Source organism: Azospirillum ramasamyi (assembly GCF_003233655.1).
Lineage (GTDB): Bacteria > Pseudomonadota > Alphaproteobacteria > Azospirillales > Azospirillaceae > Azospirillum > Azospirillum ramasamyi.
On the sequence record NZ_CP029833.1, the window covers coordinates 69733 to 95884 of the forward strand.

Here is a 26152-nt window from a genome sequence, read left to right on the forward strand (position 1 = left end):
CCGGACCTCCGTATTTTGACGCAGGTCAATGTGCTGCACCCCGGTTCCGTCAGGATGGGCCGCCTTCCGCCCCAGGACGCCCCCATGACCGCAGCCACATTGCCCGCAGAGGGATCGGTATCCGTCCGGCTGTGGCTCGACGGCAAAACGGGCGCCGGCACCATCATCTGCCGGGCCGAGGTCGCCACCCGCCGCCCGCGCGCCGTCGCCGCCCTGGTCGGCCGCCGGACGGACGAGGCGGTGCGGCTGGCTCCCCTGCTGTTCAGCCTGTGCGGAACCGCGCAGGCCCTGGCCGTCGCCCGCGCCTGCGAAGCGGCTCTGGGCATCGACGCAGGCGCGCAGGAAACCGCAAGAAACCTGCTGACCGACGCCGAGGCGCTGGACAGCCATGGCTGGCAGGCGGTCGTCGAATGGCCGGCGCGCCTTGGCGCTCCGCCGCGGCCGGCCGCCCTGCGCGGCTTGCGCCAGGCGGTGTCCGCGGTCATGCCGGCGCTCTATCCCGGCAAGGACGGGTTGCGGCCGGGCGGCGGCGGCCTGCGGCCCGACGCGGCGGCCCTGCGCGATGCACTGGACCGGATGAATGGCTGGCTGGCGGCGGAGGTCTTCGCCGGAGCGCCGCCACGGGATGCCGACGACCTCGCCCGCTGGGCCGGGCTTGGCGCCAGCGACGCGGCGCGTCTGGCCGCCCGGCTGCTGCACCCGGAGCTGGCAAGCTGGGGAGCGGGCGGCACGTCCCTTCTGAGGGAAAGCCGGCCGGACTGGTTCGCCGCGGCGCTGGCCGGCGATCCGGCCTTCGCCACCCGGCCGCGGCACGACGGCGGCCCGGCGCTGACCGGCCCACTGGAACGTCAGGCGGCGCACCCGCTGGTGGTTTCGGTGACGGACCGCTTCGGCGACGGTCTGGCCCGGCTGTTCGCGGCGCGTCTCGCCGATCTGGCGGAATTGCCGCGGCGGATGGAGGCGGCCATCGCCGGCCTGTGCCCGGCCGAACCGGCCATGGCGGCGGGTCGGGCGGGTCAGGCGCCGGGCTCGGGCTGCGGCGTGGCGGAGACGGCGCGCGGGCGGCTCGCCCACTGGCTGCGGCTGGACGAGGCCGGGCGGATCGCCGATGCCCGCATGGTGGCGCCGACCGACTGGAACTTCGCCGCCGACGGCCCGCTGGCGCGCGGACTGGCCGGCGCCCGGGTGCGCGGCCGGGACGATGCGGCGGAACGGGCGCGGCTGTTGGTCGCGATGCTCGACCCCTGCGTCGCCTGCGGCATAGAGGTACACGAATGACGAGCACTTGCCGAAGCGGGCGGCCGGGACGATGATGCTCCGCCGAACGGATAGGGCGTATGCCATGCGGATCGAAGAGTGGGAGAGCGTGTGATGTGCACGGTTTGCGGATGTGGCGAAGGCGAAACCCGGATCGACGGCAAGGCCGCCGATGCCGAGCATGAGCATATCGGCCCGGACGGCAAGGTCTACCGCCACCGCCATGGCGAGGGCCACGGCGCGACGCACCACCATGCCCACCACCATCACGACGACACCCACGAACATGTCGCCCCCGACGGCACGGTGTTCCGCCACAGCCACAGCGGTCATGGGCACCACGATCATGATCACGCGCACGACCATGGCCATGGCCATGGGCATGACCACGCCCACACGCATCACCACCACCGTCCCGACCGCCCCGACGCCATCGACGGCGGCGCCGCGCTGAACCAGCCGCGGCTGATCACACTCGAACGCGACATCCTGGCGAAGAACGACGCGCTGGCCGACATCAACCGCCGCCGCTTCGCCGGGCGCGGGGTGTTCGTGCTGAACCTGATGTCCAGCCCCGGTTCGGGCAAGACCACCCTGCTGACCCGCAGCCTGACCGACCTGAAGGGCCGCTTTCCGGTCGCGGTGATCGAAGGCGACCAGCAGACCAGCTTCGACGCCGACCGCATCCGCGCCACCGGCACCCCGGCGGTGCAGGTCAACACCGGCAAGGGCTGCCACCTCGACGCCTCCATGGTGGCGCAGGCCGCCGACAAGCTGGCCGCCGAGGGCGGATTCGCCGAGGATGGCGTCCTGTTCGTCGAGAATGTCGGCAATCTGGTCTGCCCCGCCGGCTTCGACCTGGGCGAGACCCACCGCGTCGTCGTGCTGTCGGTGACGGAGGGGGAGGACAAGCCCCTGAAATACCCGGACATGTTCGTCCGCGCCGACCTGCTGATCGTCAACAAGATCGACCTGCTGCCCCATCTGACCTTCGATGTGGAGCGGATGATCGGCTATGCCCAGCGCCTGAACCCGTCGCTGGCGGTGATCCAGCTGTCGGCCACCACCGGCCAGGGATTGGAGGAGTGGTACGACTGGATCGCCGACGGGCTGGCGGAAGCCCGCGCGTCCCACGCCGCCCCCACATTTGCTGATTGACCGGAAGGACCGCCGCCATGTGCCTTGCCGTTCCCGCCCTGGTCACCGCCCTGCTGCCCGACGAGCGCGCCACCGTCAGCCTGGGCGGCGTCACCTCCACCTGCTCGCTGGAACTGGTGGAGGGCGTCGCCGTCGGCGATTACGTGATCGTCCATGTCGGCTACGCCCTGTCCCGCCTCGACGCCGAGGAAGCCGAGCGAACGCTCGCTCTCCTGGCCGAGGTCGCGCAGGCGGAAGCTGAAGGCGCCGAAGCCGCGGCCTGACCCGCGCACGTCATTCCCCCCACACACCCGCCGACCACCCGGACCACCCGCCATGACCGACCGCCGCCTGTTCACCCGCAAGCTCGACATCGCCCGCGGGGCGGTGGACATGACCCATGGGTCGGGCGGAAAGGCGATGGCGCAGCTGGTGCGAGAACTGTTCGCCGCCGCCTTCGCCAACCCGTATCTCGACCAGGGCAACGATCAGGCCGCCTTCGACGTGCCGGGCGGGCGCATGGTGATGACGACCGACGGCTTCGTCGTCTCGCCGCTGTTCTTCCCCGGCGGCGACATCGGCTCGCTGGCGGTCCACGGCACGGTGAACGACGTCGCCATGGCCGGCGCCGTGCCGCTGCACCTGACCGCCGGCTTCATCATAGAAGAGGGCTTCCCGCTGGCCGACCTGAAGCGGGTGGTCGACAGCATGGCCGCCGCGGCGCGCGAGGCCGGGGTTGCCATCGTGTCGGGCGACACCAAGGTTGTGGAGCGCGGCAAGGGCGACGGCATCTTCATCACCACCTCCGGCATCGGCATGGTGCCGCCGGGCGTCGCCCCCTCCGGCGACCGGGCGCGGCCGGGCGACGTCATCCTTGTCAGCGGCACCATGGGCGACCATGGCGTCGCCATCATGTCGACCCGCGACAATCTAGGGTTCGAGACGGCGATCCTCTCCGACAGCGCGGCGCTGAACGGTCTGGTCGCGGCGATGGTGGCGGCGGTGCCCGGCGTCCATGTGCTGCGCGATCCCACCCGCGGCGGGCTGGCGACGACGCTGAACGAGATCGCCCACCAGTCCGGCGTCGGCATGAGGCTGCGCGAGGCCGACATCCCCGTTCGGGCGGAAGTCACCGCCGCCTGCGAATTATTGGGTCTGGATCCGCTCTACGCCGCCAACGAAGGTAAGCTGATCGCGATCTGCGCGGCGGAGGAGCGTGACCGGATGCTCGCCGCCATGCGCGGCCACCCTCTGGGACGGGATGCCGCCTGCATCGGATGTGTGGTGGAGGACCCCCATCGATTCGTTCAAATGGAGACCCGCTTCGGCGGCCGCCGGATCGTGGATTGGCTGACCGGAGAGCAGCTTCCCCGGATCTGCTGACCCGTACCGGCGGGCTAACTCACCCTTTCCAATCGTCCCGTCCCATTGGCAGGACCCCTTTCGCGCGCTGGCCGTTGCCTCTCTCGGATGATCCTATGCCCTGACCAGAGACGTTCAGCGACGAGAGAATATTATGGCGTTGTCCAACATCGCCCTTTTGGGCGCTCCCCGTCTGGACCCCGGCCGCATGGCCGGGACCCGGTCGGCGATGCAGGCGATGGACCGGCTTCCCGGTTGCCCACCCCTGCACAGGCATCGCGTCAAGCGTGCCTTCGACATCGTCGGCTCCCTGGGGCTGCTCGCCTTGTTCGGGCCGCTGATGCTTGTGCTGGCCTGGATGGTGGCCCGCGACGGCGGGCCCGCGGTGTTCGGCCACCGGCGCATCGGCGCCGACGGACGGTCCTTCACCTGCCTGAAGTTCCGCTCGATGGTGGTGAACTCCGCCGAGGTGCTGGAGCGGCTGCTCGCCACCGACGAGACGGCGCGCACCGAATGGCTGACGGCGCGCAAGCTGCGCAACGACCCGCGCATCACCCGGGTCGGCCGCTTCCTGCGCAAGTCGAGCCTGGACGAGCTGCCGCAGCTGTTCAACGTCCTGCGCGGCGACATGAGCCTGGTCGGCCCCCGCCCGATCATCGACGACGAGGTTCCCTATTACCGCGCCTGCTTTCCCTTCTACACCCGCTGCCGCCCCGGCCTGACCGGGCTGTGGCAGGTCAGCGGCCGCAGCGACGTCGATTACGTGCGCCGCGTCCAGCTCGACACCGCCTATGTGGTGGGCTGGAGCTTCTGGACGGACATCGGCATCATGCTGCGCACCGTGCGGGTGGTGGTGAAGGGCAGCGGCGCCTACTGACCGTCCTTCTTCCACTCTCCGAAAGCACTCATCCCTTCACACCGGCCGCGCGTCCCATCCGGGCGCGCGACATTGCTGTCTGCGCACACCATTTCCGGTAAGGGAAGCCGGCGGCCGTCACTTGGCGGCCGTCCTCCGCGACTGTGCCTGCCGCATGACACTCTTGCCGAAACCGGGGTGCACTTTGAGAATGGCGGAACGACGTGCTAGGGTCGTGCCAACCGGCAAAACCCCAACCGGCGAAACACTGGTATAAGTGAACGATGAGCGTAAGACCGCCGGCTGGACCGGCCAGTCAAGAGGGGCCTAGGATGGCGAAGCTGCTGGCTGCCTTGCTGCTGATGATGGTGGCGATCGGGCCCGCCTGCGCCGTGGCGCCCGCCAGCCGCGCCGACACCGTCGCGGCGCTCGACCGCTACCGCACCGATTTCGCGAAGATCCGCGGCTACGGCTCCCTGTCTTCCGCCGACCGCAACTACGTCCTCTTTTCCGACGCCATGCGCCGCGTTCTGACGGAACATGTGAAGCCCTTCGACCCGCAGATGCTGGTCGACAAGGCGGAGGACGGGCTGAAGAAGAAGAAGGCGGAGAACCCGCGCGCCAGCGACCGCGTGCTGACCGAAGCGGCGCTGGACAGCATGCTGAGCTCGCTCGACCCCTATTCCAGCTTTCTCGACAGCGAACGCTACCGCTACCTGCGCGAACAGACCCAGGGCGAGTTCGGCGGTCTCGGCATCGAGGTGACGATGGACGAGGAAAGCGGCCTGATCAAGGTCGTCTCCCCCATCGACGGCTCGCCCGCCGCCCGCGCCGGGCTGCGCAGCGGCGACCTGATCGCCCGCATCGACGACGTGGCCGTCAAGGGACTGAACCTGCACGACGCCGTCGCCCGCATGCGCGGCCCGGTCGGCAGCTCCGTCGCCCTGTCGATCCGCCGCCCGCCGGCGACCGACGCCAACACCCGCGTCTCGCTGACCCGCGCCATCGTCAAGATCCAGCCCGTCCGCTACCGGCTGGAGGGCAATGTCGCCTATGTCCGCATCGCCACCTTCAACCAGTCCACCTCCTCGGCGCTGGACGCGGCGATCGAGGACATGCGCCGGCAGGCGAAGGGCCGGCTGACCGGCGCCGTCATCGACCTGCGCAACAACCCCGGCGGCCTGCTGGAGCAGGCGGTGCAGGTGGCCGACCGCTTCCTGGAGACGGTGGACATCGTGTCCGTCCGCGGCCGCGACCCGGAGGAATCCCGCTCCTACCGCGGCACCTCGGGCGACCTGCTGGCCGGGCTGCCGGTGGTGGTGCTGATCAACAGCGGCTCGGCATCCGCGTCGGAGATCGTGGCGGGCGCCCTGCAGGACCATCACCGGGCGCTGCTGTTCGGCTCCCGCTCCTACGGCAAGGGGTCGGTTCAGACGATCTCCTCGCTCAGCGCCGACACCGGCATCCGCCTGACCACCGCCCGCTACTACCGCCCATCGGGGGCGCTGGTGGACTGCTTCGGCGTCTCGCCGAACCTGGAGGTCAAACCGACCCACGGCAACACCGAGGAAACCCACCCGGATCCCGCCACCTGCGACGCCAATGCCCCGACCCCGCCCAAGCCGCAGGTCTGGATGGCGGAGGACATGTGCCCCGACGTGATGGACAAGGCCCCGCGCCCCGACGACGACCGTCCGCTGGAATGCGCCGTCTCCGCCATCCGCAACCGCCTGACCGGCACCCTGGCCGGCGGGGAGTGAGTCAGGTCTGAGCTCCCCTCTCCCCGAGGGGAGAGGGCGTTTTCCTATCCCACGAACCCCTCATCCATCACCCGCGTCTCCACCGTCCAGCCGGTGCCATGCGCCGCGATGGCGGCGACGGTGTCCGGCAGAACCCGGCAGTCGAACAGGCTCCAGTCGCCCGGCACGCCGACTTCGCCGCGCAGCCCCTCGCCGATCTCCAGCAGGGCCGGCGGCGCGCCCGGTGTCACCTCCACCGCGAACTCGTCGAGCGGCATCGACAGCCCGACGCCGGCCGCCTTGATGAATGCCTCCTTCCGCGTCCAGGCCAGCAGGAACCCCTCGTCCCGCCGATCCGGCGCCAACCGCTGCAGGGCGGACCGCTCGGCCGCATGGAAGAAGCGGTCGGCGATGCCGTCGGCGCTTTCGATCGGGCGCAGCCGCTCGATGTCGACGCCGATCCGCCCCTCCGCCGCCACCGCGATGGCAAGGCTGTCCTCGCTGTCGCTGAGGTTGAAGGCGGGACCGCCGGGCAGCGCCGGCTTGCCGTGCGTTCCGTAGTCGAAGACCAGCCCCGCCGGATCGCGGCCGGTGCAGCGCCCCAGCAACAGCCGCAGCAGCCCGCGGCGCAGCACGAAGCGGTCGGTCAGCCGTTCCATCACAAACCGGTCCGCACGCTCCACCTCGTCGGCGGAGAGCAGGGCGCGAAACGCCGCCTTGTGCGCGGCCAGTCCCGACAGATCGGCGAACCAGACGCGGACGGTTCCGGGCCTCGGGACATAGTCGCCGGCACGCCCGCCCGGCGGCTCCGCGATGATTGCGTCATGCATCGGACAGCGGTCCTCCCTCTTGAATTAGCGCCCTGGTTCCGGCAGGGGTTTCGGGTATCATGCGCGCCTCTCGCATCCGCCCCCCTGCATCCGGACCAGGATCCCATGGTTGACACCGCCCTGCTCGCCCCGCACCTGACCAACGTTCTTCGCGACGCCTTCATCCCGGAGCTGCCCAATCATTACCGCGGCAAGGTGCGTGAAAACTACGACCTTCCGGACGGCAGGCGCATCCTGATCACCACCGACCGGCTGTCGGCCTTCGACCGCGCCCTGACCGCCATCCCCTTCAAGGGGCAGGTGCTGACCCAGACCGCGCGCTTCTGGTTCGAGGCGACGAAGGACATCTGCGCCAACCACGTCCTGGAATACCCCGATCCCAACGTGGTGGTGGCGAAGCGGCTGACCATCATGCCGGTCGAGGTCGTGGTCCGCGATTACATGGCGGGCACCACCGGCACCTCGATCTGGTCGATGTACAAGCAGGGCCGGCGCGAGATGTACGGCCACATCTTCCCCGACGGGCTGCGCCAGAACCAGAAGCTGGGCACCCCGATCATCACGCCGACCACCAAGGCCTTCGACGCCGGCCATGACGAGGAACTGACCGCGACCGAGATCGTGGAGCGCAACCTGCTGACCCGCGCCCAGTGGGACGAGGTGTCGGACAAGGCGCTGGCCCTGTTCGCCCGCGGCCAGGAGATGGCGGCGGAACGCGGCCTGATCCTGGTCGACACCAAGTACGAGTTCGGCTTCGACGAGGACGGCAACATCCTGCTTGCCGACGAGATCCACACCCCCGACAGCTCGCGCTACTGGTTCGCCGGCAGCTATCAGGAGCGGTTCGAGGCCGGCGAGAAGCCGGAGAGCTTCGACAAGGATTTCGTCCGCAACTGGGTCGTCGCCCGCTGCGATCCCTACACCCAGGACGTTCCGGAAATCCCCGCCGACGTGGTGCTGGAAGCCGCCCGCGTCTACATCGAAGCCGGCGAGACCATCACCGGCCGCCCGTTCGAGGTGCCGGCGACCGCCGTCCCGGTGCTCGACCGCATCCGCGCCAATCTGGCGCCCTACTTCACCAAGTAAGAGGGCGGGCTCCATGCGCGTCGCCATCCTCGATGATTATCAGGGGGTCGCGCGCGACCTCGCCGACTGGTCGCAGCTGCCGGCGGGGAGCGACCTGACGGTCTTCGACAGGCCGCTGGGCGATGAGACGGCGGCGGCCGCGGCGCTGGAGCCCTTCGACGTGCTGGTGATCATGCGGGAACGGACAGCGTTCCCGGCATCCCTGGTCGACCGGCTGCCGAACCTGAAGCTGCTGGTCACCACCGGTGCGCGCAACAATGCCGTCGACCTTGCGGCCTGCGCCGCCCGCGGCATCCCCGTCTGCGGCACCCGCATGGTCGGCACGCCCACGGCGGAACTGACCTGGGGCCTGATCCTGGCGCTGGCCAAGCGCATCCCCGCTGAAGAGCGGGCCCTGCGCGAAGGCCACTGGCAGACCGGCCTGACCGGCGATCTCGCCGGCAAGCGTCTGGGCCTCGTCGGGCTGGGCAAGCTGGGCACCCGGGTCGCCCAGGTCGGCCAGGCCTTCGGCATGGAGGTGGCGGCCTGGAGCCCCAACCTGACCGACGAACGCGCCGCCGCCGCCGGCGTGACCCGCGTCGAAAAACGCGATCTCTTCGCCGCCTCCGATGTGGTCAGCATCCATCTGGTTCTGAGCGGGCGCACCCGCGGCGTGGTGGGTTTGGCGGAGATCAGCGCGATGAAGCCGACGGCCTTCCTCGTCAACACCTCGCGCGCCGGTCTGGTGGACGAGGCGGTGCTGGCCCATGCGCTGCGCCACGGCCATATCGCCGGCGCCGGCATCGACGTCTTCCCCATCGAGCCCCTGCCGAAAGACAGCCTTTGGCTTGACCTTCCCAACACGGTTCTGACGCCCCATCTGGGCTACGTGACGCGGGAGAATTACGCGGTGTTCTACCGCGACGCGCTGGAGGACATCCTGGCCTGGACGGCCGGTTCACCGGTGCGGCTGCTCTCTCCCGGCTGAACGGGAAACAGGGACGGAGGGCACCGGTGAGCTGGCGGGAGAGGGTTGCAGACGGCGGCCGGGGCGGCTTCTGGGCAAGGATGAGCCGGCATCAGCTGGGCATGCTGATCGGCATGTCGGTGGTCGCCGGCCTGCTGTTCGGCTTCGTCGAACTGGCCGGCGAGGTGATGGAGGGCGAAACCAGCGCCTTCGACAAGAGCCTGCTTCTGGCCCTGCGCGACCCGTTGAACCCGGACCAGCCCGGCGGCCCATGGTGGCTGGCACGAATGGCGCGGGACATCACCTCGCTCGGCAGCACCACCATCCTCACCATGGTCACCGTCGCCACGCTTGGCTTCCTGCTTCTGCTGCACAAGCGGGCGGCGGCTCTGCTGGTCCTGGTGTCGATCGGCGGCGGCGGAACGCTCAGCACCCTGCTGAAGATGCTGTTCGACCGCGCCCGCCCCGATCTGGTGCCGCATGGCGATCAGGTGATCTCCGCCAGCTTCCCCAGCGGCCACGCCATGCAGTCGGCCGTGGTGTACCTGACGCTGGGCGCCCTGTTGGCCCAGTTCGTCGAGGGCCGGCGGACCAAGGCCTATCTGCTGACCTGGGCGATGCTGCTGACGCTCGTCATCGGGGCGAGCCGCGTCTATCTGGGCGTCCATTGGCCGACCGACGTGCTCGCCGGCTGGAGCGTCGGCGCCGCCTGGGCAGCCTTCTGCTGGATGGTCGCCGAATGGCTGCAGCGGCGCGGCGCGGTGGAGCAGGACCGGCCGGAAGCGACGGCAGGGCGCTGAGAGGCCGCCGACCGGGCGGGTGCGGCGCACAAAAGGTTAACAAGCGGGTTGAATACGGAGGCCTGCCCGCCGATAGTGTCGGCCCTAACCCTTTCGGACCAAGCCGCATCATGCCTCACGGCGCACTCGACCGCGAAACCCTTGAAGCCGTTGGCGTCCTTGCCCGCGCGGTGGAGCGCGAGCGGGTGCCCGGCGTCCTGGAATGCCGCCTGCTGGCGAACGCCCTGAAGCGTACCCTCGACAGCGGGCAGGAACGCGAGTTGGCCGAGGCGTCGCGCGTCTTCCGCACGCTCGACACCGACCTGCGCGAACGCATCGTCGCCCGCGCGCGGGTGGAGGCGCAGCAGGCCCGCGCCGAAGCGAAGGGCAAGACCGCCGACCGTAGCGCCGACCGCGAGGCGGTGACGCAGGAAATGCTGTCGCTGCCCCGCGAGGCGGTCGAACCGAAAGCGCGCGCCGGCTCCAACTTCCTGGCGGCGCTCAACGGCCTGCGTCCGGCCGCGGCAGCCGGCAGCCGGGGTGCCGCCCGCGACCGCCTGCGCGCCGCCGTCGACACGCAACGGCGCGTCGGCCAGCGGATGAAACCGGCGCTGGAGTGAGGGAGCGGGCTCGGCTCGGGGCCAATACCCCTCCCCTATCCCTGCGCCCCCTCCCCTGCGCCCTTACCCCTGCCCCAGCGCGCAGCGCGCCGCGGCCAAATCCCAGGCCGCGCAGCCGACGCTCTTGAACAGGCGCGGGCGCCCGTCCGTCGCGCGGCCGTCGAGCGCATCGACCAGCGACTTGACCGCCGCCCAGTCCACGCCGGCCTGGATGAAGTCGCCGGCTTCGTGGCGGGCGCCGGCGGGATCGTCGACGAACAGCTCGCTGCCATGGACGGCGGTCGGGCCGAACTCCGCCATTTCCGGCTTGAAGGCGCCGACGCCGACCAGCAGGCGGTCCGGGCGCGGCGTCTCGTCATAGATGGGCGACAGGCTGGTGGTCAGCGCGATCACCACCTCCGCCGCCGGATCGACCGCGCCGCTCATCGGCCGCAACTCCACCCCCGGCGCTTCCTGCCTGGCGCAGAAGGCGGTGGCGCTGTCCAGGCTGCGGCTGTGGATGTCGACGCGGATGCCGGGATGGAGCGCGGCGAGAGCGGCGACATGGCCGGCCGACTGGGTGCCGGCGCCGAGCAGCGCCACATGGCGCGGAGCCGGGGCCAGCGTGCGGATCGCCAGCATCGACACGGCGGCGGTGCGGCGCGCGGTGACGGTCGGGCCGTCCAGAATGACCCGGGGGGCGCCGGTCAGGGCGTCGAAGGCGCTGACCACGCCATGGATGGTCGGCAGGCCCTTGGCGCCATTGCCGGGATTGACGTTCACCAGCTTGTGGATGGCGATGTCAGCCGCCGTGGCCGGCATCGACAGCAGCACGCCGCCGTCCGGCAGCGGCAGCACCTGCCGTTCCGGGCTGGTGATGCGGCCGGCGGCATAGTCGCGGGCGGCCGAGGCCACCGCGTCGCACAGCGCGGGGAAAGGAAGACGGGCGGCGGTCTGTTCGGCGGTAAGGACGGCGAGCGACGACACGGGAGGCGGCTTCCTCTCTATGGAATGGAAAAGGGTCAGGCGCGGGCGCGCTCGATCTCCACGCCGACGCTGGCGGCGTCGGGGAAGACGTCCAGCTTCTCCACCCGCACCTTCGCCATCGTCACCCGCGCGTCGGCGAGGCAGCGCTCGGCGATGCGCTCCGCCAGCGTTTCCACCAGCGTGACGTGGCCCTGGGTGACCACGCCCTTGACGATGGTCGCCATGTCCTCGCCGGTGACGCCGGGGGCGATCACCTCGAGGTCCAGGTTCAGGCGGATGCGCTGGGGCTTCAGCCGTTCATGGGCATAGACGCCGATCAGCGCGTCCAACACCAGATCGCGCACGAAACAACGGGTGGACAGCGCCGCCGGGGCCGAGCGCGGCACCGGGGCGGTGACGGTGGCGAAGAGCTTGTTCATGGGCGACAGCCCTAACACGGCAACGCCACCGCTGCCAAGCAGCCGTCCCGGCCGATGCCCATAACGGATGGACAGATCTGGGAGGGTGTCAGTGCATTTCAGAGCGGATGCGCTCGCGCAGCACGTCGATCGGGCGCAGATCCTCGCCCTCCTCATAATGCCAGAAGGTCCAGCCGTTGCAGGCCGGCAGGCCGGCCATCGCCGCGCCCACCTGATGGATCGAGCCGCGATGGTCGCCGCGCGGGCCGGAGCCGATCAGCGTGCCGTCGGCGCGCACGCGGGCGGCGACGCGGCGACGCTGGTCGAACAGGGTCGAGCCGGGGCGCAGAAGCCCGCGTTCCACCACCCAGCCGAAGGGGACGCGCGGCGCGGCGCGCTTGGGCGGGGTGTCGAGGATCGCGGCGTCCGGCGCCTCCTCCACCGCGTCGATGCGGGCCTGGGCCGCCTTGACGTAGGTGTCGTCGCGCTCCAGCCCGATCCATTTGCGGCCGAGCCGCTTGGCGACCGCGCCGGTGGTGCCGGTGCCGAAGAAGGGATCGAGCACCACGTCGCCCGGACGGGACGAGGACAGGATCACCCGGTACAGCAGCGATTCCGGCTTCTGCGTCGGGTGGGTCTTCTTGCCGTCCTCGTCGCGCAGGCGCTCAGACCCGCTGCAGATCGGCAGCAGCCAGTCGCTGCGCATCTGAAGATCCTCGTTGAGGTTCTTCATCGCGTCGTAATTGAAGCGGTAGCGCGCATCCTTGTCGCGGGCCGCCCAGATCATCGTCTCATGGGCGTTGGCGAAGCGGGTGCCGCGGAAGTTCGGCATCGGGTTGGTCTTGCGCCAGACGATGTCGTTCAGAATCCAGAAGCCCAGATTCTGCAGCGTGGCGCCGACGCGGAAGATGTTGTGGTAGCTGCCGATCACCCACAGCGAGCCTTCCGGCTTCAGGATGCGGCGGGCGGCCGTCATCCAGTCGCGGGTGAAGCGGTCGTAGGTCTCGAAATCGTCGAACTTGTCCCACTCGTCGTCCACCCCGGCGACGCGGGTGTGGTTCGGCCGCAGCAGCTCGCCGCCCAACTGGAGATTGTAGGGCGGATCGGCGAAGACGAGATCGACCGACGCGGGCGGCAGATCGTTCATGAGAGCGACGCAATCGCCGACCAGGATACGGTTTTCAGGGAGCATTTCACGACCGGCAAAGAACTGGGACTCGGCCGGACAATGAGTCGCGGCCGAGTCGCCGTCAACAGCTTTCTTTGCCAAGTGACGAAGGCTCAACCGCTTAGTGCCTTTTGCCGTTTCACTGGTGCAAAACTGACTCGGTGATGCGGCGTGACACCATGGCGGGTCAGCGCGTCCAGATGCTCTGGCGTCGGATAGCCGGCATTTCGATCCCATCCATAGTGTGGATACTGGGCCGACAACCGCAACATCTCGCTGTCGCGCGCCACTTTGGCGAGAATAGAGGCGGCGGCGATCGACTGGCTGCGGCTGTCGCCCTTGACGACCGCCACCCTCTCGCACGCGATGTCCGGGGTGAATTTGCCATCGACCAGCGCCGCGTCGGGGGTCGGACCGGGCAGCGCCAGATAGGCCCGCTTCATCGCCAGCAGCGTCGCCCTGTGGATGTTCAGCTCGTCGATCTCCGCCGCCGACGCCTCGGCGATGGCGAAGGCGAGCGCATGGGCGCGGATCGCCGGCTCGATCTCCTCGCGCAGGCGGCGGATGACGGCCTTGCTGTCATTGATCCGGGCCGCGATCTCCGGCGGCAGCCCTTCGGGCGGCAGGACCACGGCGGCGGCGACCACCGGGCCGCAGAGCGGACCGCGCCCGACCTCGTCGATGCCGCAGACGCGGCGGCCGGGACCGAAGCCGGCCTCCAGCGACAGATCGGGGCGCTGCCGGGGAGCGGCAGCTTTGCGGGGCGCTTTGGCAGGCATCGGCGGACGGCCTTCCGGAAGGAGGGATGGGGCCGCTTGATAGCGGCAGCGGAATCCGGGCGCAAGGCCGCGCCCACTTGCGTCAACCAAGCTCTTGAGAAGCGGCGTATGGCTGCGCTATGGATGCGCCCCGCAAGCCTGCCCGCCCCGTCCGGGACGGCGGCTCGCGACGCCGGACCACGCCATCACCCCCGAGAGCAGGCCATGACCGACACGACCCAGACCGCCGCCGAATGCCCCTGCCGTTCCGGCAAGCCGCTGGACGCCTGCTGCGGTCCCTATCTGGCCGGCATGCCCGCCCCGACGGCCGAGGCGCTGATGCGCTCGCGCTATTCCGCCTTCGCCACCGGCAACATCGATTACCTGCACGACACGCTGCTGCCCAGCACCCGCGACGACTTCAACCGTGAAGAGATCGAGACCTGGGCCAAGAACAGCGTCTGGACCGGCGTGGAGATCCGCTCGACCGAGGCCGGCCAGCCCGGCGACAGCGACGGCATCGTGGAGTTCGTCGCCCGGTTCAGCATGAACGGCAAGCCGATGACCCACCACGAGACCAGCCGCTTCACCCACCAGGACGGCCGCTGGTTCTATGTGGACGGGCAGCTCGGCGCCCGTCCGCGCAGCGGCCCGAAGGTCGGCCGCAACGACCCCTGCCCCTGCGGCAGCGGCAAGAAGTACAAGAAGTGCCACGGCGCCTGAGCCGGCATGCGTGACGGCCGGACCCTGAGTCGCGGGTGATTCGTCACGCTGCACCTGCACAATTTCGGCGAAATCGCCCCGCCCCGCCCAGCAAATGGGCGGCGGCGGCGCTTTTGTCATGCGCGCATGGCCGAATCGCGGAATGACGATTGAATTATGGGGCGGAAGCGATCATCCTTCGCTGGCCCTGTTCCGGGTCTCCCTCTTTGGTGCTTTGCCGGGATGGGGTTTAACACGACAGATGAGACGATACTGATGTTCGACCGTCCGCAGCGCTCTTCCTTCCGCGCTCCTGAAATTACCCAGCGCGACATCCGCGCTACCGTCAAGTGGTTCAACGCCACCAAGGGCTTCGGCTTCGTCACCCCCGACGACGGTTCGCCCGATGCCTTCCTGCATTCCACGGTTCTGCAGTTCTGCGGACACGACAGCCTGCCCGAAGGCGCCACCATCACCTGCGACCTGTCGCGCGGCCCGAAGGGCCCGCAGGTGGCCACCATCCACGCGGTCGACACCTCGACCGCCGCTCCGAGCCGCCCGCGCGCCCCGCGCGAGCGTGACAGCTGGGGCAACGACGGCGGTTACGGCGGCGGCGGTTACGGCGGCGGCAGCCGTGGCGGTTACAGCTCCGGCGGCTACGGCGGCGACAGCTACGGCGACTCGGACAGCGGCGAGACCGTCGACGGCACGGTGAAGTGGTTCAACGTGTCGAAGGGCTTCGGCTTCATCGCCCCGTCCACCGGCGGCAAGGACATCTTCGTGCACATCCGTGCGCTGGAGCGGTCGGGCATCAGCGGCCTGGATGACGGTGCGCAGGTCCGCGTCACCATCCGCCAGGGCGCCAAGGGCCCCGAGGCTCAGCGCATCGAGATGGCCTGATCTCTCATCGGTCGTTGTGATGTGAAAAAGCCCCCGCTCCACCGGAGCGGGGGCTTTTTCATGCCCGGACCCGGAAACCTGCCCGGCCCCCTGCCGCCGCAACGGTTCACGAATCCCGCGCAGGCTCACCCTCGTCGTGAGCGGTCTCCCAGTAATGGCAGGCCACGCGGTGGCCGGGCGCCACCTCCTCCAGCGCCGGGACGGCCTGGGCGCAGAAATCGCGGGCCAGCGGGCAGCGGCGGCGCAGCGCACAGCCGCCGGGCGGGTTGAAGGCCGACGGCGCGTCGCCCTCCAGGTCCGGCCGCTCGCCAAGGGCCGCGGCCAGCATCGCCCGGCTATAGGGATGCAGCGGCGCCGTCCTCAGCGTCTCGGAATCGGCGCTCTCCACCACCCGACCCGACAGCATGACGATGCCGCGATGGGCATCGCGCAGTCCCTCCAGATAGCGGTCGGTCGCCAGCACCAGCGCCAGGCCGCGCCGGTCGCGCACCGCCGTCAGGCGGTCGAGGAAGGCGTCGCGCTCCTCCGCCGACAGGCCGGCGGCGGGCTCGTCGGCGATCAGCATGCGCGGCTCCGGCAGCAGGGCGCGGGCGAGCCCGGCATGGGCGGCCTCCGCCTTGCCGAGCCCGCCGGGCCAGCGGAGCGCGGTGTCCTGACGCAGCCCGGCCTCTTCCAACGCCTCGTCGATGCGCAGGTCGCGGCGGTCGGCGGCGATGTCGGGACGCAGGCTTTCCAGCGCCAGGGCGAATTGGGCGCCGATGGTCATGGCGGGATCGAAGGAGGCGGCCGGGTCGGGGAACAGCGGCTGCAGGTCGCGCCGGGCGCGGCGCAGGCCGCCGGGATCCGCATCCTCCCCGGCCCCACCGTCAGGCGGCGCGGCGGCGGCGACCAGATCGCGGCCCATCCACACCACCGCCCCCGCCGTCGGCGGCGGCAGGCACAGCAGCGAACGGGCGAGAGTCGCCTTGGCGCTGCCGGTCTCGCCAAGCAGGGCAACCGTCTCCCCCAGGCCGACATCCAGATCGATCCCGTGCAGAACGGTCAGCGTCCGCGCCTCCCCCTTCGGGCCGGGAGCGAGCGGATAGGCGATGCCGACGCCGCGGGCATGCAGCCGGGCGGTCCCCGGCGCCTCCATCGCCGCCGCCGGGGCGATGCGCGGCGGCTCGTAGGGCAGCAGCCGGCCGCGGCGCAGGGACAGCACGCGGTCGGCGGGACCGGCCACGCCGTCCTCCGGCCGTCCGGCCAGGATCAGCGCCACCCCGTCCGCCCGCGCCCAGTCGGCCAGCCGGTGGAGAAGGCGCAGCCGCACGGTCGGGTCCAGCCCGGCGGCCGGCGCGTCCGCCAGCAGCACCGCCGGCGCCACCGCCGCCGCCATGGCGAAGAGGCAGGCCCAGCGCAGGGAGTCCGGCAGCTGTTCGGGCGGCAGGTCGAACCGGCGGGCCGCGGGCGGCACGCCCATGCGGTCAAGCCCGTCGGCCATCCGGCGCAACGCGCCGCGCAGGTCCAGCCCCAGATGATGGCCGACCACCTCCGCCACCTGCAGGGCGAGCGGCCGGCGCGGCGCCAGACGGCCTCCCTGGGCGATCAGCAGGCGCCCCTCGACCCGGACGTTGCCCGCCATGCCCAGCCCGGCCGGCGGCTGGCCGGCGAGCGCGGCGAGCAGCGCGGTCTTGCCGCTGCCGGCACCGCCGGTGATCGCCAGCACCTCCCCGCGCTCCACCCGCAGACTGGCGCGGTCGAGCAGGACGCGGTCGCCCAGCATCAGGGTCAGCCCCTCGGTTTCCACCGGCGCGGCTTTGGGGGCGATGTGGTTCATGGCTTGCGGCTTCCCGCCACCGCGGCATCGGCGATGGCGCAGGCCGCCCAGAGGGCGAGCGCCAGCAGCAGGGCGGGCGGAACGAAGGCCACCGGATCGCCCAGCCGCGCGGCCAGCCCGACCGAGGCACCCCAGCTGCCGAGCGCCGGCGGCAGGCCGAGGCCGAGCAGGCTGGCCGCGCTCTCCGCCGCCAGCACGCGCGGCAGGGCCAGCGTCCCGGCGGCCAGCAGCGGGCGGGCCGCGTTGGGGATCAGGTGGCGGCGCAGCACCTCGCCTTCCGGCAGGCCGGCGGCGCGGGCGGCGGTCAGGAACTCCGCCCGCAGCAGCGCCGACAGCTCGGCATGGGCGAGCGCGGCGACGGCGGGGGCGGCGGTCAGCGCGGTGACGACGGCCAGCGGCCCGACCTCCCCCACCAGCCCGCCGGTCAGCGGCACCAGCAGGGCGAGCGGCAGGCCGGCCAGCCGGTGGGCGGCGGCGATGGTCCGCCGCTCCGCCCGGGCGCCCGACAGCTTGCCGAGCAGCCCGGCCAGCAGGGCCCAGCCGATGCCCAGCGCCCCGCCCAGCACCGCGGCGAGCAGCGCGAAGGACAGGCTGCCCCGCCCGTCGAGCAGGGCGGCGGCCACCGGATCGGCGCCCAGCCGCTGGATGACGGCGCCGTCGGCCATCAGCGGCGCGGCGGCCGAGGCGAGCGCCAGGGCGACCAGCACCGCCGCCCCGGACAGGCCACGGGCGAAGCCGGCGCGCGGCGGCACCGGATGGGACAGCGGTGAATGCTCGAACTCGGCCATCGGGTTCCTTCGTCCGTCACGCCCCGTCATAGGGCGTGGAGCTGTGGTTGGCCGGATCGATCCAGTCGCGCGCGGCGAGGCCGAGAGCACCGAGCAGCGCGGTCAGCCCGCAGAGCGCCACCAGCGGCGGCAGCGCCCCCGCCGCCGATCCGGCGCGGGCGGCGTCGATCATCAGCGCCCCCGCCCCCGGCAGGTCCAACAGGCTCTCCAGCGCCACCGCCCCGACCACCGACGCCAGCACCGCGGCGCGCAGCCCCCCCATCACCGGGGCGACCGCCTGCGGCAGGGCGTGGTGGCGCAGCACGATGCGTTCGTCCAGTCCCAGGCCGCGGGCCATGCGCACCGCGTCGCCCTCCGGCCCGGCGCCGAGCGCGCGCTCCATCGCCGGGCGCGACAGCCGTGCCGCCTGGCAGGCGGCGGGAATGGCGAGCGCCGTCCAGCCCAGCGGCGCCGCCGACGCCCCCGCCCGCACGGCGAGCGCAGCGACGGCGGCCAGCAGGAACCCCGGCAGCAGCGGCCCCGCCCCGGCCAGGAAGCGGCCGATCAGCCCGCCGGCGGAGCGCGGCGCCACCGCCGCCCAGGAGCCGGCCAGGGCGCCCAGCGCGGTGCCCACCGCCAGCGACGGCAGGGTCAGCAGCAGCGTCACCGCCAGCCCGCGCAGCAGCGCCGCCGCGGCGTCCGGCTGCGGCGCCACCAGCGCCGACAGTCCGATCCCCGCCGCCATCGGCAGGATGGCGGTCGGCACGGCATCGATCAGGCGGCGGATCAGGGGGCGCGGCATCGGAGGGGCGATAAAGGATGGAATACGACATATGGGGGTGCGTCATGCGACCGTAAGCGCCCCTGCCCCCATGGGGCAACAAAATTGGCGCCTGTCCCGGAACCGGGGCGGAAAAGCCGCCCCGCCCGGATTTTTCGACCGGCAGCGTGGCCGGGATGGCTGCAATTCCCGGCGGCTTTCACCAAATGGCTGAGGGCGGGGAGGGAAAGGCCTTCCCAGATGTTATGTCCCAGAACACACAGCCGACCGGTCCCCATGTACGCCCACACGCCTCAGCCGCTCCCCTTCACCGGACCGCCGTCCGACGCCACCGGTTCAGCCGGGGTGCCGCGGCCGATCCTGGAACCGGGACGGACCTGCTGGCGGGTGGAGGAGACGGAGCGGCTGGGCGTCATCGTCGACGGCGAGGATTACTTCGCGCTGGCCAAGGCCGCCATGCGGCGGGCCCGGCGCACCATCTACCTGACCGCCTGGGATTTCGACGCCCGCATCCGCCTGATGCCGCAGACGCGCCGGCCGCGCCGGCCCGACCGGCTGGGCACGCTGCTGAACTGGCTGGCGACGACGCGGCCGGACCTGCACATCCATGTGCTGAAATGGGACTATGCGGAGCTGTTCGACCTCGCCCGCTGGTCGCACCCCTTCATGCTGCGCAACTGGCTGACCCACCGGCGCCTGCAATACCGGCTGGACGGCGACCATCCGACCGGCGCCTGCCATCACCAGAAGCTGCTGGTCATCGACGACCGGGTCGCCTTCTGCGGCGGGCTGGACATCACCGCCAACCGCTGGGACACCCGCGCCCACCGCGCCGACGACCCGCGGCGGCGCCAGCCCGACGGCAAGCATTACGAACCCTTCCACGACGTGATGATGGCGGTCGACGGCAACGCCGCCCGCGCGCTGGGCGAGATGTTCCGCGAACGCTGGGCGCGGGCGACCGGCGAGACGCTGCTGCCCCCCGCCCCGTCGCCCGGCCGCCCGGCCCGCCGCTATCCGCTGGCCGCCGACCCCTGGCCGCCGGGACTGGAGCCGCTGCTGCGCGGCGTGAGCGTCGGCATCGCCCGCACCGATCCCGCCTGCAACGGACGCGAGGCGGTGCGCGAGGTCGAGGCGCTCTATCTGGAGGCCATCGCCGCGGCGCGCGAGGTCATCTACCTGGAAAGCCAGTATTTCGCCTCCAGCGCGGTGGCCGAGGCGCTGAAGGCCCGGCTGGCGGAGGAGGACGGGCCGGAGGTGATCGTCGTCAACCCGGTGCGCACCACCAGCTGGCTTGAGAACACCGTCATGCTGGGCGCCCGCGCCCGGCTGACCCGCGAGCTGCGCGAGGCGGACCGGCACGGCCGCTTCCACATGTTCGCCGCGCTGACCGACGGCGGCGCCTGCATCACCGTGCACGCCAAGGTCATGGTTGTGGACGACCGGCTGCTGCGCATCGGCTCCGCCAACCTCAACAACCGCTCCATGGGCCTCGACACCGAATGCGACCTGGCGCTGGAAGCCGGGCCGGGGCCGGAGGAGGCCGAGACCCGCCGGGCGATCCGCCACACGCGCAACGACCTGATCGCCGAGCATCTCGGCACCAGCCCGGCCGCGGTGGCGTCGGCGCAGCGGCGGCTGGGCTCGCTCGCCGCGGCCATCGAGTCGCTGCGCAAGCCGATGGGGCGCAAGGCGATGGGCCGCACGCTGGAGCCGCTGCACGACCCCGAGCCGGACGGGCTGGCCGCCGCCGTCGCCGACGTCCGCGTCTTCGATCCCGAACACCCGGTCGACGCGGTGGACATCGTGCGCCGGGTGCTGCCGTCGCGGATCCCGCGCACCCGCCAATGGCTGATGCTGGCCGGAATCCTGGCGCTCGTCGGGCTGTGGGGGATGTGGCGCTACACCGCGCTGAGCGAATGGGCGACGCTGGACGCCGTGCTGGCGGTCTTCCAGTCCCTGCGCGACAGCCCGCTGGCGCCGCTGTGGGTGATCCTGGCCTATGTCGCCGGCGGCTACGTCATGTTCCCGCTGACCGTGCTGATCGCCGCCACCGCCATCGTGATGGGCCCGTGGTGGGGCTTCCCCACCGCCATGGGCGGGGCGGTCGCCTCGGCGGTGGCGATGTTCTGGACCGGGCGGATGGTGGGCCGCGACCTGCTGGACCGGCATGCCGGCCCGCTGATCGCGCGGCTCAACGAGAAGCTGGCCGACAGCGGCATCGCCGCGGTGGCCGGCGTACGCGCCGTGCCGGTGGCGCCCTACACCCTGGTCAATCTCGCCGCGGGTGTGTCGAAGCTGCGCTTCAGCGATTATGTGATCGGCACGATGGTCGGTCTTGCGCCCGGCATCCTTGCCTTCAACCTGCTCGGGCACCAGCTTGAACGAACCATCGGCAACCCCGGCGTCGCCGACATCGCGCTGCTGGTGGCGATGGGCGGGGTGGCGATCGGGCTCGGCTGGCTGACGAGCCGGCTGCTCGGCCGGTCGGGACGGAAGGCCGGGCCGAGGACACAGGAAAATGACCGGGAAGACGACAGGCCAGACGAAAGGATTTTGGAACCGTGATCCGTTTCAGCCGTGAACGTGTCCAGCGCATCGCCGCCGCGTTGCGCGCAGCCCGTGCCCGCCGTCCCCGCCCCGCCGACCGCCGCAGTTCCCCGATCCCGGACGGCATGACCGCGTTCAGCGTCGCCACCTGGAACATCCACAGCTGCGTCGGGCTGGACGCCCGATTCGCGCCCGACCGCATCGCCCAGGTGATCCGCGACCTCGATGTCGACCTGATCGGGCTGCAGGAGGTCGGCTGGCACCATCGCGGCGAATCGGGGCTGGACCAGTTCGACTTCCTGGAACGGCACACGGGCATGAAGGCCTATGCCGGCCCGACCAAGCACAACGAACGCGCCCATTACGGCAACTGCCTGCTGACCCGCCTGCCGGTGCGCTCGATGGACACGATGGACCTCTCCGTCGGCAAGCGCGAGCCGCGCGGCGCCATCGACGCGGTGGTGGAGGTGGAGGGCCGCCCCGTGCGGGTGATCGTCGCCCATCTCGGCCTCGACCCCTGGGAACGGGCCAAGCAGGTCGGCGACATACTGTCGCGGGTGCTGGACCAGCCGGAGCTGCCCACCCTGTTCATGGGCGACCTGAACGAATGGACGCCCAGCTCGCCGCGGCTGCGCCATCTGGCCGCCTCCTTCTCCGACGTCGCCAACCCGCGCAGCTTCCACGCCCGCATGCCGACCCTGCGGCTCGACCGCATCTATGTGACGGGGGGTCTGCAAATCCCCGCTTTCGAGGTGGTGCGCAGCATCCTGACCCGCAGGGCATCGGACCATTTGCCGGTCCGCGCCGTTCTGGCCGTCCCCTGATCGTCAGGCGCTTCCCCGAACGTCGCTATGACCAACGGAGCCGCACGCCGAGGTCATAGCGGGATCGTTGCGGTTGATAATTTTTTGTGCACTGCAATGTTCTTTTAACAACAGAGCTTTGCAAATGCGAAAAGGCTCTTGACCTATACGCGACCCCTGTCGAAGGATATGGTTGGTAATACGATCAATAAGTGGTCGAAAGAATAAGGAACCCTGGCCGACCGGGGGTTGCCGTGACGTGAGGATCTGATTTGCTGTATCACCTGTACGACATGCAGCACGCCGCCATGCGGCCGATGCGTTTCTGGGCCGAAGCCGCCCAGCACACCTTCCAGAACCCGCTGGTTCCGATGTCCTACACCAAGCTCGGCCGGGCGGTCGCCGCCGGGGCGGAGCTGGTGGAACGGACGACCCGCCGCTTCGGCAAGCCGGCCTTCGGGCTGGCCGAGACGGTGGTCGACGGGCAGACCGTGCCGGTCACCGAACGGTTCGTCTGGCAATCGCCCTTCTGCAAGCTGCTGAACTTCGCCAAGCCGGAAGGCACGCCGCGCCAGCCGAAGGTGCTCCTGGTCGCCCCGATGTCGGGCCACCACGCCACGCTGCTGCGCGGCACGGTGGAGGCGCTGATGCGCGACCACGACGTGTACATCACGGATTGGATCGACGTGCGGCTGGTGCCGATGTCGGCCGGGCGCTTCGACCTGGACGACTACATCGACACGGTGGCGGAGCTGATCCGCTTCCTGGGGCCGAACACCCACGTCATCGCGGTGTGCCAGCCGGCGGTGCCGGTGATGGCGGCGGTGTCGCTGATGGCGGCGGCGGACGAGCCGGTGCAGGCGCGCAGCATGACCCTGATGGGCGGCCCGATCGACCCGATGGCCAACCCGACGGTGCCGGTCAAGCTGGCGATGGAACGCCCGCTGAAGTGGTTCGAGCGCAGCGTGATCACCACGGTCCCAGTCTATTATCCGGGCGCCTTCCGCCGCGTCTATCCGGGCTTCATCCAGCTGTCGGGCTTCATGTCGATGAACCTCGACCGCCACATCAACGAGCATGTCGGGCTGTTCCGCCACCTCGTCCGCGGCGACGGCGATTCGGCCGAGCAGCACCGCCGCTTCTACGACGAATACCTGTCGGTGATGGACCTGTCGGCGGAGTTCTACCTGCAGACCATCGAGACGGTCTTCCAGAAGCACGCTCTGCCCAACGGCACCATGGTGTCCCGCGGCCGCAAGGTGGAGCCGGCGGCGGTCCGCAAGACCGCGGTGATGACGGTGGAAGGCGAGCTGGACGACATCTCCGCCCCCGGCCAGACCATCGCGGCGCAGCGCCTGTGCTCGTCCCTGCCGGACGGGATGCGCAAGACGCATTTCCAGAAGGGCGTCGGCCATTACGGCATCTTCAACGGCCGCCGCTGGCGCGAAGCCATCCTCCCGGAAATCCGCAGCTTCATCCGGAGCCACGACGGGGAGTGAGAACGATGGGGGGGCCGCCGGCTACGGACGCCCCATCACCCCTCGATAGCCCCGCTCAATCGGCCATCATCCGGGCCGGCGAGGGACGGGGCGTCCTCCTTCAGGGCGACCCCCGTGAGTCTACGCCGCGCCGCTTCGGTCGCGAGCCAGCACAGCTTGTCGGCGGCCGTTCCGATGGACAGGCCGTCGGCATGGATGTTGGAAATGCAGTTGCGTTCTGAATCGGCGCGGCCGGGCTTCGGATCCCAGGTCAGATAGACCCCCAGCGACTCCGCGGCCGACAGGCCGGGCCGCTCGCCCACCAGCAGCGCCACCAGCCGGGCGCCCATGGCCGACGCCACTTCGTCGCCCAACGCCACGCGCGCCTGCCCGGCCAGAACCACCGGGCCGATGCGCGGATGCCCCAGCCGCGCCACGCAGGCATGGACCAGCGGCGCCGCGTTCACCTGCACCGCGGCGGCCGACAGCCCGTCGGCGATCACGAACAGCAGATCCCACTCTCCGCCCGGCAGGGCCGCCGCACTGGCCGGGTCCAGCCGCCTGCCGAGGTCCGGGCGGCGCAGGTAGGTCGGCCGGTCGGCGGCCGCGCTGTGGACGCGCAGCGTTTCCAGCGGGGCGAGGTCGGCGGCCAGACGGTCGAAATCGACCGCGCTGTGTACCGCGTCGCGGGCGCGGGCATGGGCCAGCTGGAACTCCAGCAGCGCCCCGGTCGGCAGGGCGTCGCCGCTGCGGCCGAGCGCGATGCGGGCGCGGGTGGCGCTGCGGAAGCGCGCCCAGGGGTCTTTTTGCGCGTCGCTCATCGGGCCGCGCTCCCCAGCAGGGCGGAGACGACGGGGCTCTGATCGGGCCAGGGCGGCAGGCGGCGCTGTTCGTCGAGCCAGCCGGCCTTGTCCAGCCACGCCTCGAACTCCGGGGCCGGCGGGCGTTTCAGCAGATGCCGCAGGCCGAGCACGTCGTGGTAGGACAGGCTCTGGTAGTTCAGCATGACGTCGTCGGCGCCGGGCACCGCGATCAGGAAATTGACGCCCGCGGTCGCCAGCATCGTCATCAGGACGTCCATGTCGTCCTGGTCGGCCTCGGCATGGTTGGTGTAGCAGACGTCGCAGCCCATCGGCACGCCCAGCAGCTTGGCGCAGAAATGGTCCTCCAGCCCGGCCCGCGTGATCTGCTTGGCGTCATAGAGGTATTCTGGGCCGATGAAGCCGACCACCGTGTTGACAAGCAACGGGTCGAAGGCGCGGGCGACGGCATAGGCGCGGGCCTCCACGGTCTGCTGGTCGACGCCGAAATGGGCGTCGGCCGACAGCGCCGATCCCTGCCCCGTCTCGAAATACATCACGTTGTCGCCGATGGTGCCGCGCTTCAGCGCCTTGGCGGCCTCCTGCGCCTCGGCCAGCAGCGACAGCGTGACGCCGAAGCCGGCATTGGCCTTCTCGGTGCCGGCGATGGACTGGAAGACGAGGTCGACCGGCGCGCCGCGCTCGATCGCCCGGATGGTCGTGGTGACATGGGCCAGCACGCAGGACTGCACCGGGATGTCGAAGCGGGTGCGCACGGCGTCCAGCATCTCCAGCAGAGCGATGCAGGCCGGAACGTTGTCGGTCGCCGGGTTGATGCCGATCACCGCGTCACCGATGCCGTAGAGCAGCCCGTCCAGCGTGGAGGCGGCGATGCCGGTCGGATCGTCGGTCGGGTGGTTGGGCTGAAGCCGGCTCGACAGCCGCCCCGGCAGTCCGACCGTGGTGCGGAAGCGGGTGATGACCGAGCATTTGGCGGCGACGCAGACCAGATCATGGTTGCGCATCAGCTTGGACACCGCCGCCGCCATCTCCGGCGTCAGGCCGGGGGCGAGCGCCGTCAGCGCCGCGCCGTCGGCCTCGTAGGACAGCAGCCAGTCGCGGAACTGTCCGACCGTCATGTGCGCCACCGGCCGGAAGGCCTCGGCATCGTGGCGGTCGATGATCAGGCGCGTCACCTCGTCGGTTTCGTAGGGGACCAGCGCCTCGCTCAGGAAGGTCTTCAGCGGCAGGCCGGCCAGCACCATGCGCGCCGCCACCCGCCGCTCGTCGCTGTCGGCGGCGATGCCCGCCAACTCGTCCCCCGACCGCCGTGGTGAGGCGCAGGCCATCAGCGCCTTCAGGTCGTCGAAACGATGGCGCTGCCGCCCAAGATCACAATGGTAACCAGCCATGCCGGCCTCCCGCCCGTCTGATCCCGGGACGATTATGGCACGGGACGAAGGGCGGGCAATTGACCGTAGAACACAAAATGCGGACGGGGTCCGAACTTCGGGGAAACGTCCCTCTCCCGTCCCGGAAGAGGAAAGAATAGCCCATCCGGGCAAGCTTCAGCCCAAGCGCGACCTTCGGCGGTGCAATCGGGTAGGCGGCCGAACCCGCAGCCCGGCCGTTCCGTTCATCCCGCACCGCAGC

The 26152-nt window shown here is 70.8% G+C and carries 25 protein-coding genes; 15 read left to right on the forward strand and 10 right to left on the reverse strand.

Features of this window, described 5'->3' with window-relative positions:
* Positions 1-84: 84 nt before the first annotated feature.
* The 6 genes from DM194_RS22550 (at position 85) to DM194_RS22575 (ending at position 6372) form a co-directional block, all read left to right on the forward strand.
* On the forward strand, positions 85-1278 hold the full coding sequence (locus DM194_RS22550; protein WP_246024596.1) for a nickel-dependent hydrogenase large subunit: 1194 nt from the start codon (positions 85-87) through the stop codon (positions 1276-1278).
* Positions 1279-1371: 93 nt separating this feature from the next.
* The gene (hypB, locus tag DM194_RS22555) at positions 1372-2415 is read left to right on the forward strand and encodes a hydrogenase nickel incorporation protein HypB (RefSeq protein WP_111069822.1); all 1044 of its coding nucleotides are present in this window, start codon (positions 1372-1374) and stop codon (positions 2413-2415) included.
* Between the two features lie 17 nt (positions 2416-2432).
* The gene (locus tag DM194_RS22560) at positions 2433-2678 is read left to right on the forward strand and encodes a HypC/HybG/HupF family hydrogenase formation chaperone (protein WP_111069823.1); all 246 of its coding nucleotides are present in this window, start codon (positions 2433-2435) and stop codon (positions 2676-2678) included.
* Positions 2679-2730: 52 nt separating this feature from the next.
* The gene (gene hypE, locus DM194_RS22565; protein WP_111069824.1) at positions 2731-3777 is read left to right on the forward strand and encodes a hydrogenase expression/formation protein HypE; all 1047 of its coding nucleotides are present in this window, start codon (positions 2731-2733) and stop codon (positions 3775-3777) included.
* A 133-nt stretch (positions 3778-3910) separates the two neighbouring features.
* Positions 3911-4633: a sugar transferase gene (locus DM194_RS22570; RefSeq protein ID WP_246024597.1), complete on the forward strand. Its 723-nt coding sequence runs from the start codon at positions 3911-3913 to the stop codon at positions 4631-4633.
* A gap of 311 nt (positions 4634-4944) precedes the next feature.
* On the forward strand, positions 4945-6372 hold the full coding sequence (locus tag DM194_RS22575) for a S41 family peptidase (RefSeq protein ID WP_111069825.1): 1428 nt from the start codon (positions 4945-4947) through the stop codon (positions 6370-6372).
* Positions 6373-6416: 44 nt separating this feature from the next.
* On the opposite strand, the gene DM194_RS22580 is transcribed toward DM194_RS22575, so the two are convergent.
* Positions 6417-7181 carry a 4'-phosphopantetheinyl transferase family protein gene (locus DM194_RS22580; protein WP_111069826.1) on the reverse strand — a complete coding sequence of 255 codons (765 nt, stop codon included), beginning with the start codon at positions 7179-7181 and terminating at the stop codon, positions 6417-6419.
* Positions 7182-7286: 105 nt separating this feature from the next.
* Between DM194_RS22580 and DM194_RS22585 the strand changes: the two genes are divergently transcribed.
* The 4 genes from DM194_RS22585 (at position 7287) to DM194_RS22600 (ending at position 10612) form a co-directional block, all read left to right on the forward strand.
* Positions 7287-8267 (forward strand): phosphoribosylaminoimidazolesuccinocarboxamide synthase, encoded by a 981-nt coding sequence (locus tag DM194_RS22585; protein ID WP_111069827.1) that lies wholly within the window; start codon positions 7287-7289, stop codon positions 8265-8267.
* A 13-nt stretch (positions 8268-8280) separates the two neighbouring features.
* Entirely contained in the window at positions 8281-9234 is a 954-nt protein-coding gene (locus tag DM194_RS22590) for a D-2-hydroxyacid dehydrogenase family protein (RefSeq protein WP_111069828.1), read from the forward strand.
* Between the two features lie 80 nt (positions 9235-9314).
* Positions 9315-10013 (forward strand): phosphatase PAP2 family protein, encoded by a 699-nt coding sequence (locus tag DM194_RS22595; RefSeq protein ID WP_111069829.1) that lies wholly within the window; start codon positions 9315-9317, stop codon positions 10011-10013.
* A gap of 110 nt (positions 10014-10123) precedes the next feature.
* Positions 10124-10612, forward strand: a complete 489-nt coding sequence (locus tag DM194_RS22600; RefSeq protein ID WP_111069830.1) for a hypothetical protein — start codon at positions 10124-10126, stop codon at positions 10610-10612.
* Between the two features lie 63 nt (positions 10613-10675).
* On the opposite strand, the gene lhpI is transcribed toward DM194_RS22600, so the two are convergent.
* The 4 genes from lhpI to DM194_RS22620 all read right to left on the reverse strand — a co-directional run bounded on the left by lhpI (position 10676) and on the right by DM194_RS22620 (position 13923).
* On the reverse strand, positions 10676-11578 hold the full coding sequence (gene lhpI / locus DM194_RS22605; RefSeq protein WP_111069831.1) for a bifunctional Delta(1)-pyrroline-2-carboxylate/Delta(1)-piperideine-2-carboxylate reductase: 903 nt from the start codon (positions 11576-11578) through the stop codon (positions 10676-10678).
* 35 nt (positions 11579-11613) lie between these two features.
* Positions 11614-11997 (reverse strand): dihydroneopterin aldolase, encoded by a 384-nt coding sequence (locus DM194_RS22610; RefSeq protein ID WP_111069832.1) that lies wholly within the window; start codon positions 11995-11997, stop codon positions 11614-11616.
* Between the two features lie 88 nt (positions 11998-12085).
* Positions 12086-13168, reverse strand: coding sequence for a site-specific DNA-methyltransferase (locus DM194_RS22615; RefSeq protein ID WP_111069833.1), 1083 nt, complete (start codon positions 13166-13168; stop codon positions 12086-12088).
* A gap of 89 nt (positions 13169-13257) precedes the next feature.
* Positions 13258-13923 carry a ribonuclease HII gene (locus DM194_RS22620; RefSeq protein WP_111069834.1) on the reverse strand — a complete coding sequence of 222 codons (666 nt, stop codon included), beginning with the start codon at positions 13921-13923 and terminating at the stop codon, positions 13258-13260.
* 204 nt (positions 13924-14127) lie between these two features.
* On the opposite strand from DM194_RS22620, the gene DM194_RS22625 reads away from it, so the two are divergent.
* Complete coding sequence (locus tag DM194_RS22625; RefSeq protein ID WP_111069835.1) at positions 14128-14625, forward strand: YchJ family protein; 498 nt, start codon at positions 14128-14130, stop codon at positions 14623-14625.
* A 255-nt stretch (positions 14626-14880) separates the two neighbouring features.
* Entirely contained in the window at positions 14881-15504 is a 624-nt protein-coding gene (locus DM194_RS29005) for a cold-shock protein (RefSeq protein WP_111069836.1), read from the forward strand.
* A 106-nt stretch (positions 15505-15610) separates the two neighbouring features.
* Here DM194_RS29005 and DM194_RS22635 read toward each other — a convergent pair whose 3' ends face one another.
* The 3 genes from DM194_RS22635 to DM194_RS22645 are packed head-to-tail and all read right to left on the reverse strand — an operon-like array spanning position 15611 to position 18889.
* Positions 15611-17320 carry an oligopeptide/dipeptide ABC transporter ATP-binding protein gene (locus tag DM194_RS22635; protein ID WP_111069837.1) on the reverse strand — a complete coding sequence of 570 codons (1710 nt, stop codon included), beginning with the start codon at positions 17318-17320 and terminating at the stop codon, positions 15611-15613.
* Positions 17317-18108 (reverse strand): ABC transporter permease subunit, encoded by a 792-nt coding sequence (locus DM194_RS22640; protein WP_111069838.1) that lies wholly within the window; start codon positions 18106-18108, stop codon positions 17317-17319. The genes DM194_RS22635 and DM194_RS22640 overlap by 4 nt, the downstream gene beginning before the upstream one ends.
* A gap of 16 nt (positions 18109-18124) precedes the next feature.
* A complete protein-coding gene (locus DM194_RS22645) occupies positions 18125-18889 on the reverse strand; it encodes an ABC transporter permease subunit (RefSeq protein WP_111069839.1) in 765 nt (254 codons plus the stop codon).
* A 255-nt stretch (positions 18890-19144) separates the two neighbouring features.
* On the opposite strand from DM194_RS22645, the gene DM194_RS22650 reads away from it, so the two are divergent.
* The 3 genes from DM194_RS22650 to DM194_RS22660 all read left to right on the forward strand — a co-directional run bounded on the left by DM194_RS22650 (position 19145) and on the right by DM194_RS22660 (position 23720).
* Positions 19145-21436, forward strand: coding sequence for a VTT domain-containing protein (locus DM194_RS22650; RefSeq protein WP_111069840.1), 2292 nt, complete (start codon positions 19145-19147; stop codon positions 21434-21436).
* Complete coding sequence (locus DM194_RS22655) at positions 21433-22242, forward strand: endonuclease/exonuclease/phosphatase family protein (RefSeq protein ID WP_111069841.1); 810 nt, start codon at positions 21433-21435, stop codon at positions 22240-22242. Before DM194_RS22650 ends, DM194_RS22655 begins: the two co-directional genes overlap by 4 nt.
* Before the next feature lie 251 nt (positions 22243-22493).
* Positions 22494-23720, forward strand: coding sequence for a polyhydroxyalkanoate depolymerase (locus tag DM194_RS22660; RefSeq protein WP_111069842.1), 1227 nt, complete (start codon positions 22494-22496; stop codon positions 23718-23720).
* Positions 23721-23755: 35 nt separating this feature from the next.
* Here DM194_RS22660 and eutC read toward each other — a convergent pair whose 3' ends face one another.
* Both eutC and DM194_RS22670 read right to left on the reverse strand, forming a co-directional pair.
* Positions 23756-24520, reverse strand: a complete 765-nt coding sequence (gene eutC, locus DM194_RS22665; RefSeq protein ID WP_111069843.1) for an ethanolamine ammonia-lyase subunit EutC — start codon at positions 24518-24520, stop codon at positions 23756-23758.
* Positions 24517-25911, reverse strand: coding sequence for an ethanolamine ammonia-lyase subunit EutB (locus DM194_RS22670; protein ID WP_111069844.1), 1395 nt, complete (start codon positions 25909-25911; stop codon positions 24517-24519). The genes eutC and DM194_RS22670 overlap by 4 nt, the downstream gene beginning before the upstream one ends.
* Between the last annotated feature and the right edge of the window lie 241 nt (positions 25912-26152).

Excerpts from the sequence above, each read along its gene's own strand:
- DM194_RS22600 (WP_111069830.1), top strand. The coding sequence starts at position 10,124 with ATGCCTCACGGCGCACTCGACCGCGAAACCCTTGAAGCCGTTGGCGTC.
- DM194_RS22635 (WP_111069837.1), bottom strand. The coding sequence starts at position 17,320 with ATGAACCACATCGCCCCCAAAGCCGCGCCGGTGGAAACCGAGGGGCTG.
- DM194_RS22645 (WP_111069839.1), bottom strand. The coding sequence starts at position 18,889 with ATGCCGCGCCCCCTGATCCGCCGCCTGATCGATGCCGTGCCGACCGCC.
- DM194_RS22620 (WP_111069834.1), bottom strand. The coding sequence starts at position 13,923 with ATGCCTGCCAAAGCGCCCCGCAAAGCTGCCGCTCCCCGGCAGCGCCCC.
- DM194_RS22670 (WP_111069844.1), bottom strand. The coding sequence starts at position 25,911 with ATGGCTGGTTACCATTGTGATCTTGGGCGGCAGCGCCATCGTTTCGAC.
- DM194_RS22615 (WP_111069833.1), bottom strand. The coding sequence starts at position 13,168 with ATGCTCCCTGAAAACCGTATCCTGGTCGGCGATTGCGTCGCTCTCATG.
- DM194_RS22625 (WP_111069835.1), top strand. The coding sequence starts at position 14,128 with ATGACCGACACGACCCAGACCGCCGCCGAATGCCCCTGCCGTTCCGGC.
- hypE (WP_111069824.1), top strand. The coding sequence starts at position 2,731 with ATGACCGACCGCCGCCTGTTCACCCGCAAGCTCGACATCGCCCGCGGG.
- DM194_RS22560 (WP_111069823.1), top strand. The coding sequence starts at position 2,433 with ATGTGCCTTGCCGTTCCCGCCCTGGTCACCGCCCTGCTGCCCGACGAG.
- DM194_RS22610 (WP_111069832.1), bottom strand. The coding sequence starts at position 11,997 with ATGAACAAGCTCTTCGCCACCGTCACCGCCCCGGTGCCGCGCTCGGCC.
- DM194_RS29005 (WP_111069836.1), top strand. The coding sequence starts at position 14,881 with ATGTTCGACCGTCCGCAGCGCTCTTCCTTCCGCGCTCCTGAAATTACC.
- DM194_RS22650 (WP_111069840.1), top strand. The coding sequence starts at position 19,145 with ATGTACGCCCACACGCCTCAGCCGCTCCCCTTCACCGGACCGCCGTCC.
- DM194_RS22575 (WP_111069825.1), top strand. The coding sequence starts at position 4,945 with ATGGCGAAGCTGCTGGCTGCCTTGCTGCTGATGATGGTGGCGATCGGG.
- eutC (WP_111069843.1), bottom strand. The coding sequence starts at position 24,520 with ATGAGCGACGCGCAAAAAGACCCCTGGGCGCGCTTCCGCAGCGCCACC.
- DM194_RS22640 (WP_111069838.1), bottom strand. The coding sequence starts at position 18,108 with ATGGCCGAGTTCGAGCATTCACCGCTGTCCCATCCGGTGCCGCCGCGC.
- DM194_RS22550 (WP_246024596.1), top strand. The coding sequence starts at position 85 with ATGACCGCAGCCACATTGCCCGCAGAGGGATCGGTATCCGTCCGGCTG.
- DM194_RS22585 (WP_111069827.1), top strand. The coding sequence starts at position 7,287 with ATGGTTGACACCGCCCTGCTCGCCCCGCACCTGACCAACGTTCTTCGC.
- DM194_RS22595 (WP_111069829.1), top strand. The coding sequence starts at position 9,315 with ATGAGCCGGCATCAGCTGGGCATGCTGATCGGCATGTCGGTGGTCGCC.
- DM194_RS22570 (WP_246024597.1), top strand. The coding sequence starts at position 3,911 with ATGGCGTTGTCCAACATCGCCCTTTTGGGCGCTCCCCGTCTGGACCCC.
- DM194_RS22590 (WP_111069828.1), top strand. The coding sequence starts at position 8,281 with ATGCGCGTCGCCATCCTCGATGATTATCAGGGGGTCGCGCGCGACCTC.
- DM194_RS22580 (WP_111069826.1), bottom strand. The coding sequence starts at position 7,181 with ATGCATGACGCAATCATCGCGGAGCCGCCGGGCGGGCGTGCCGGCGAC.
- hypB (WP_111069822.1), top strand. The coding sequence starts at position 1,372 with ATGTGCACGGTTTGCGGATGTGGCGAAGGCGAAACCCGGATCGACGGC.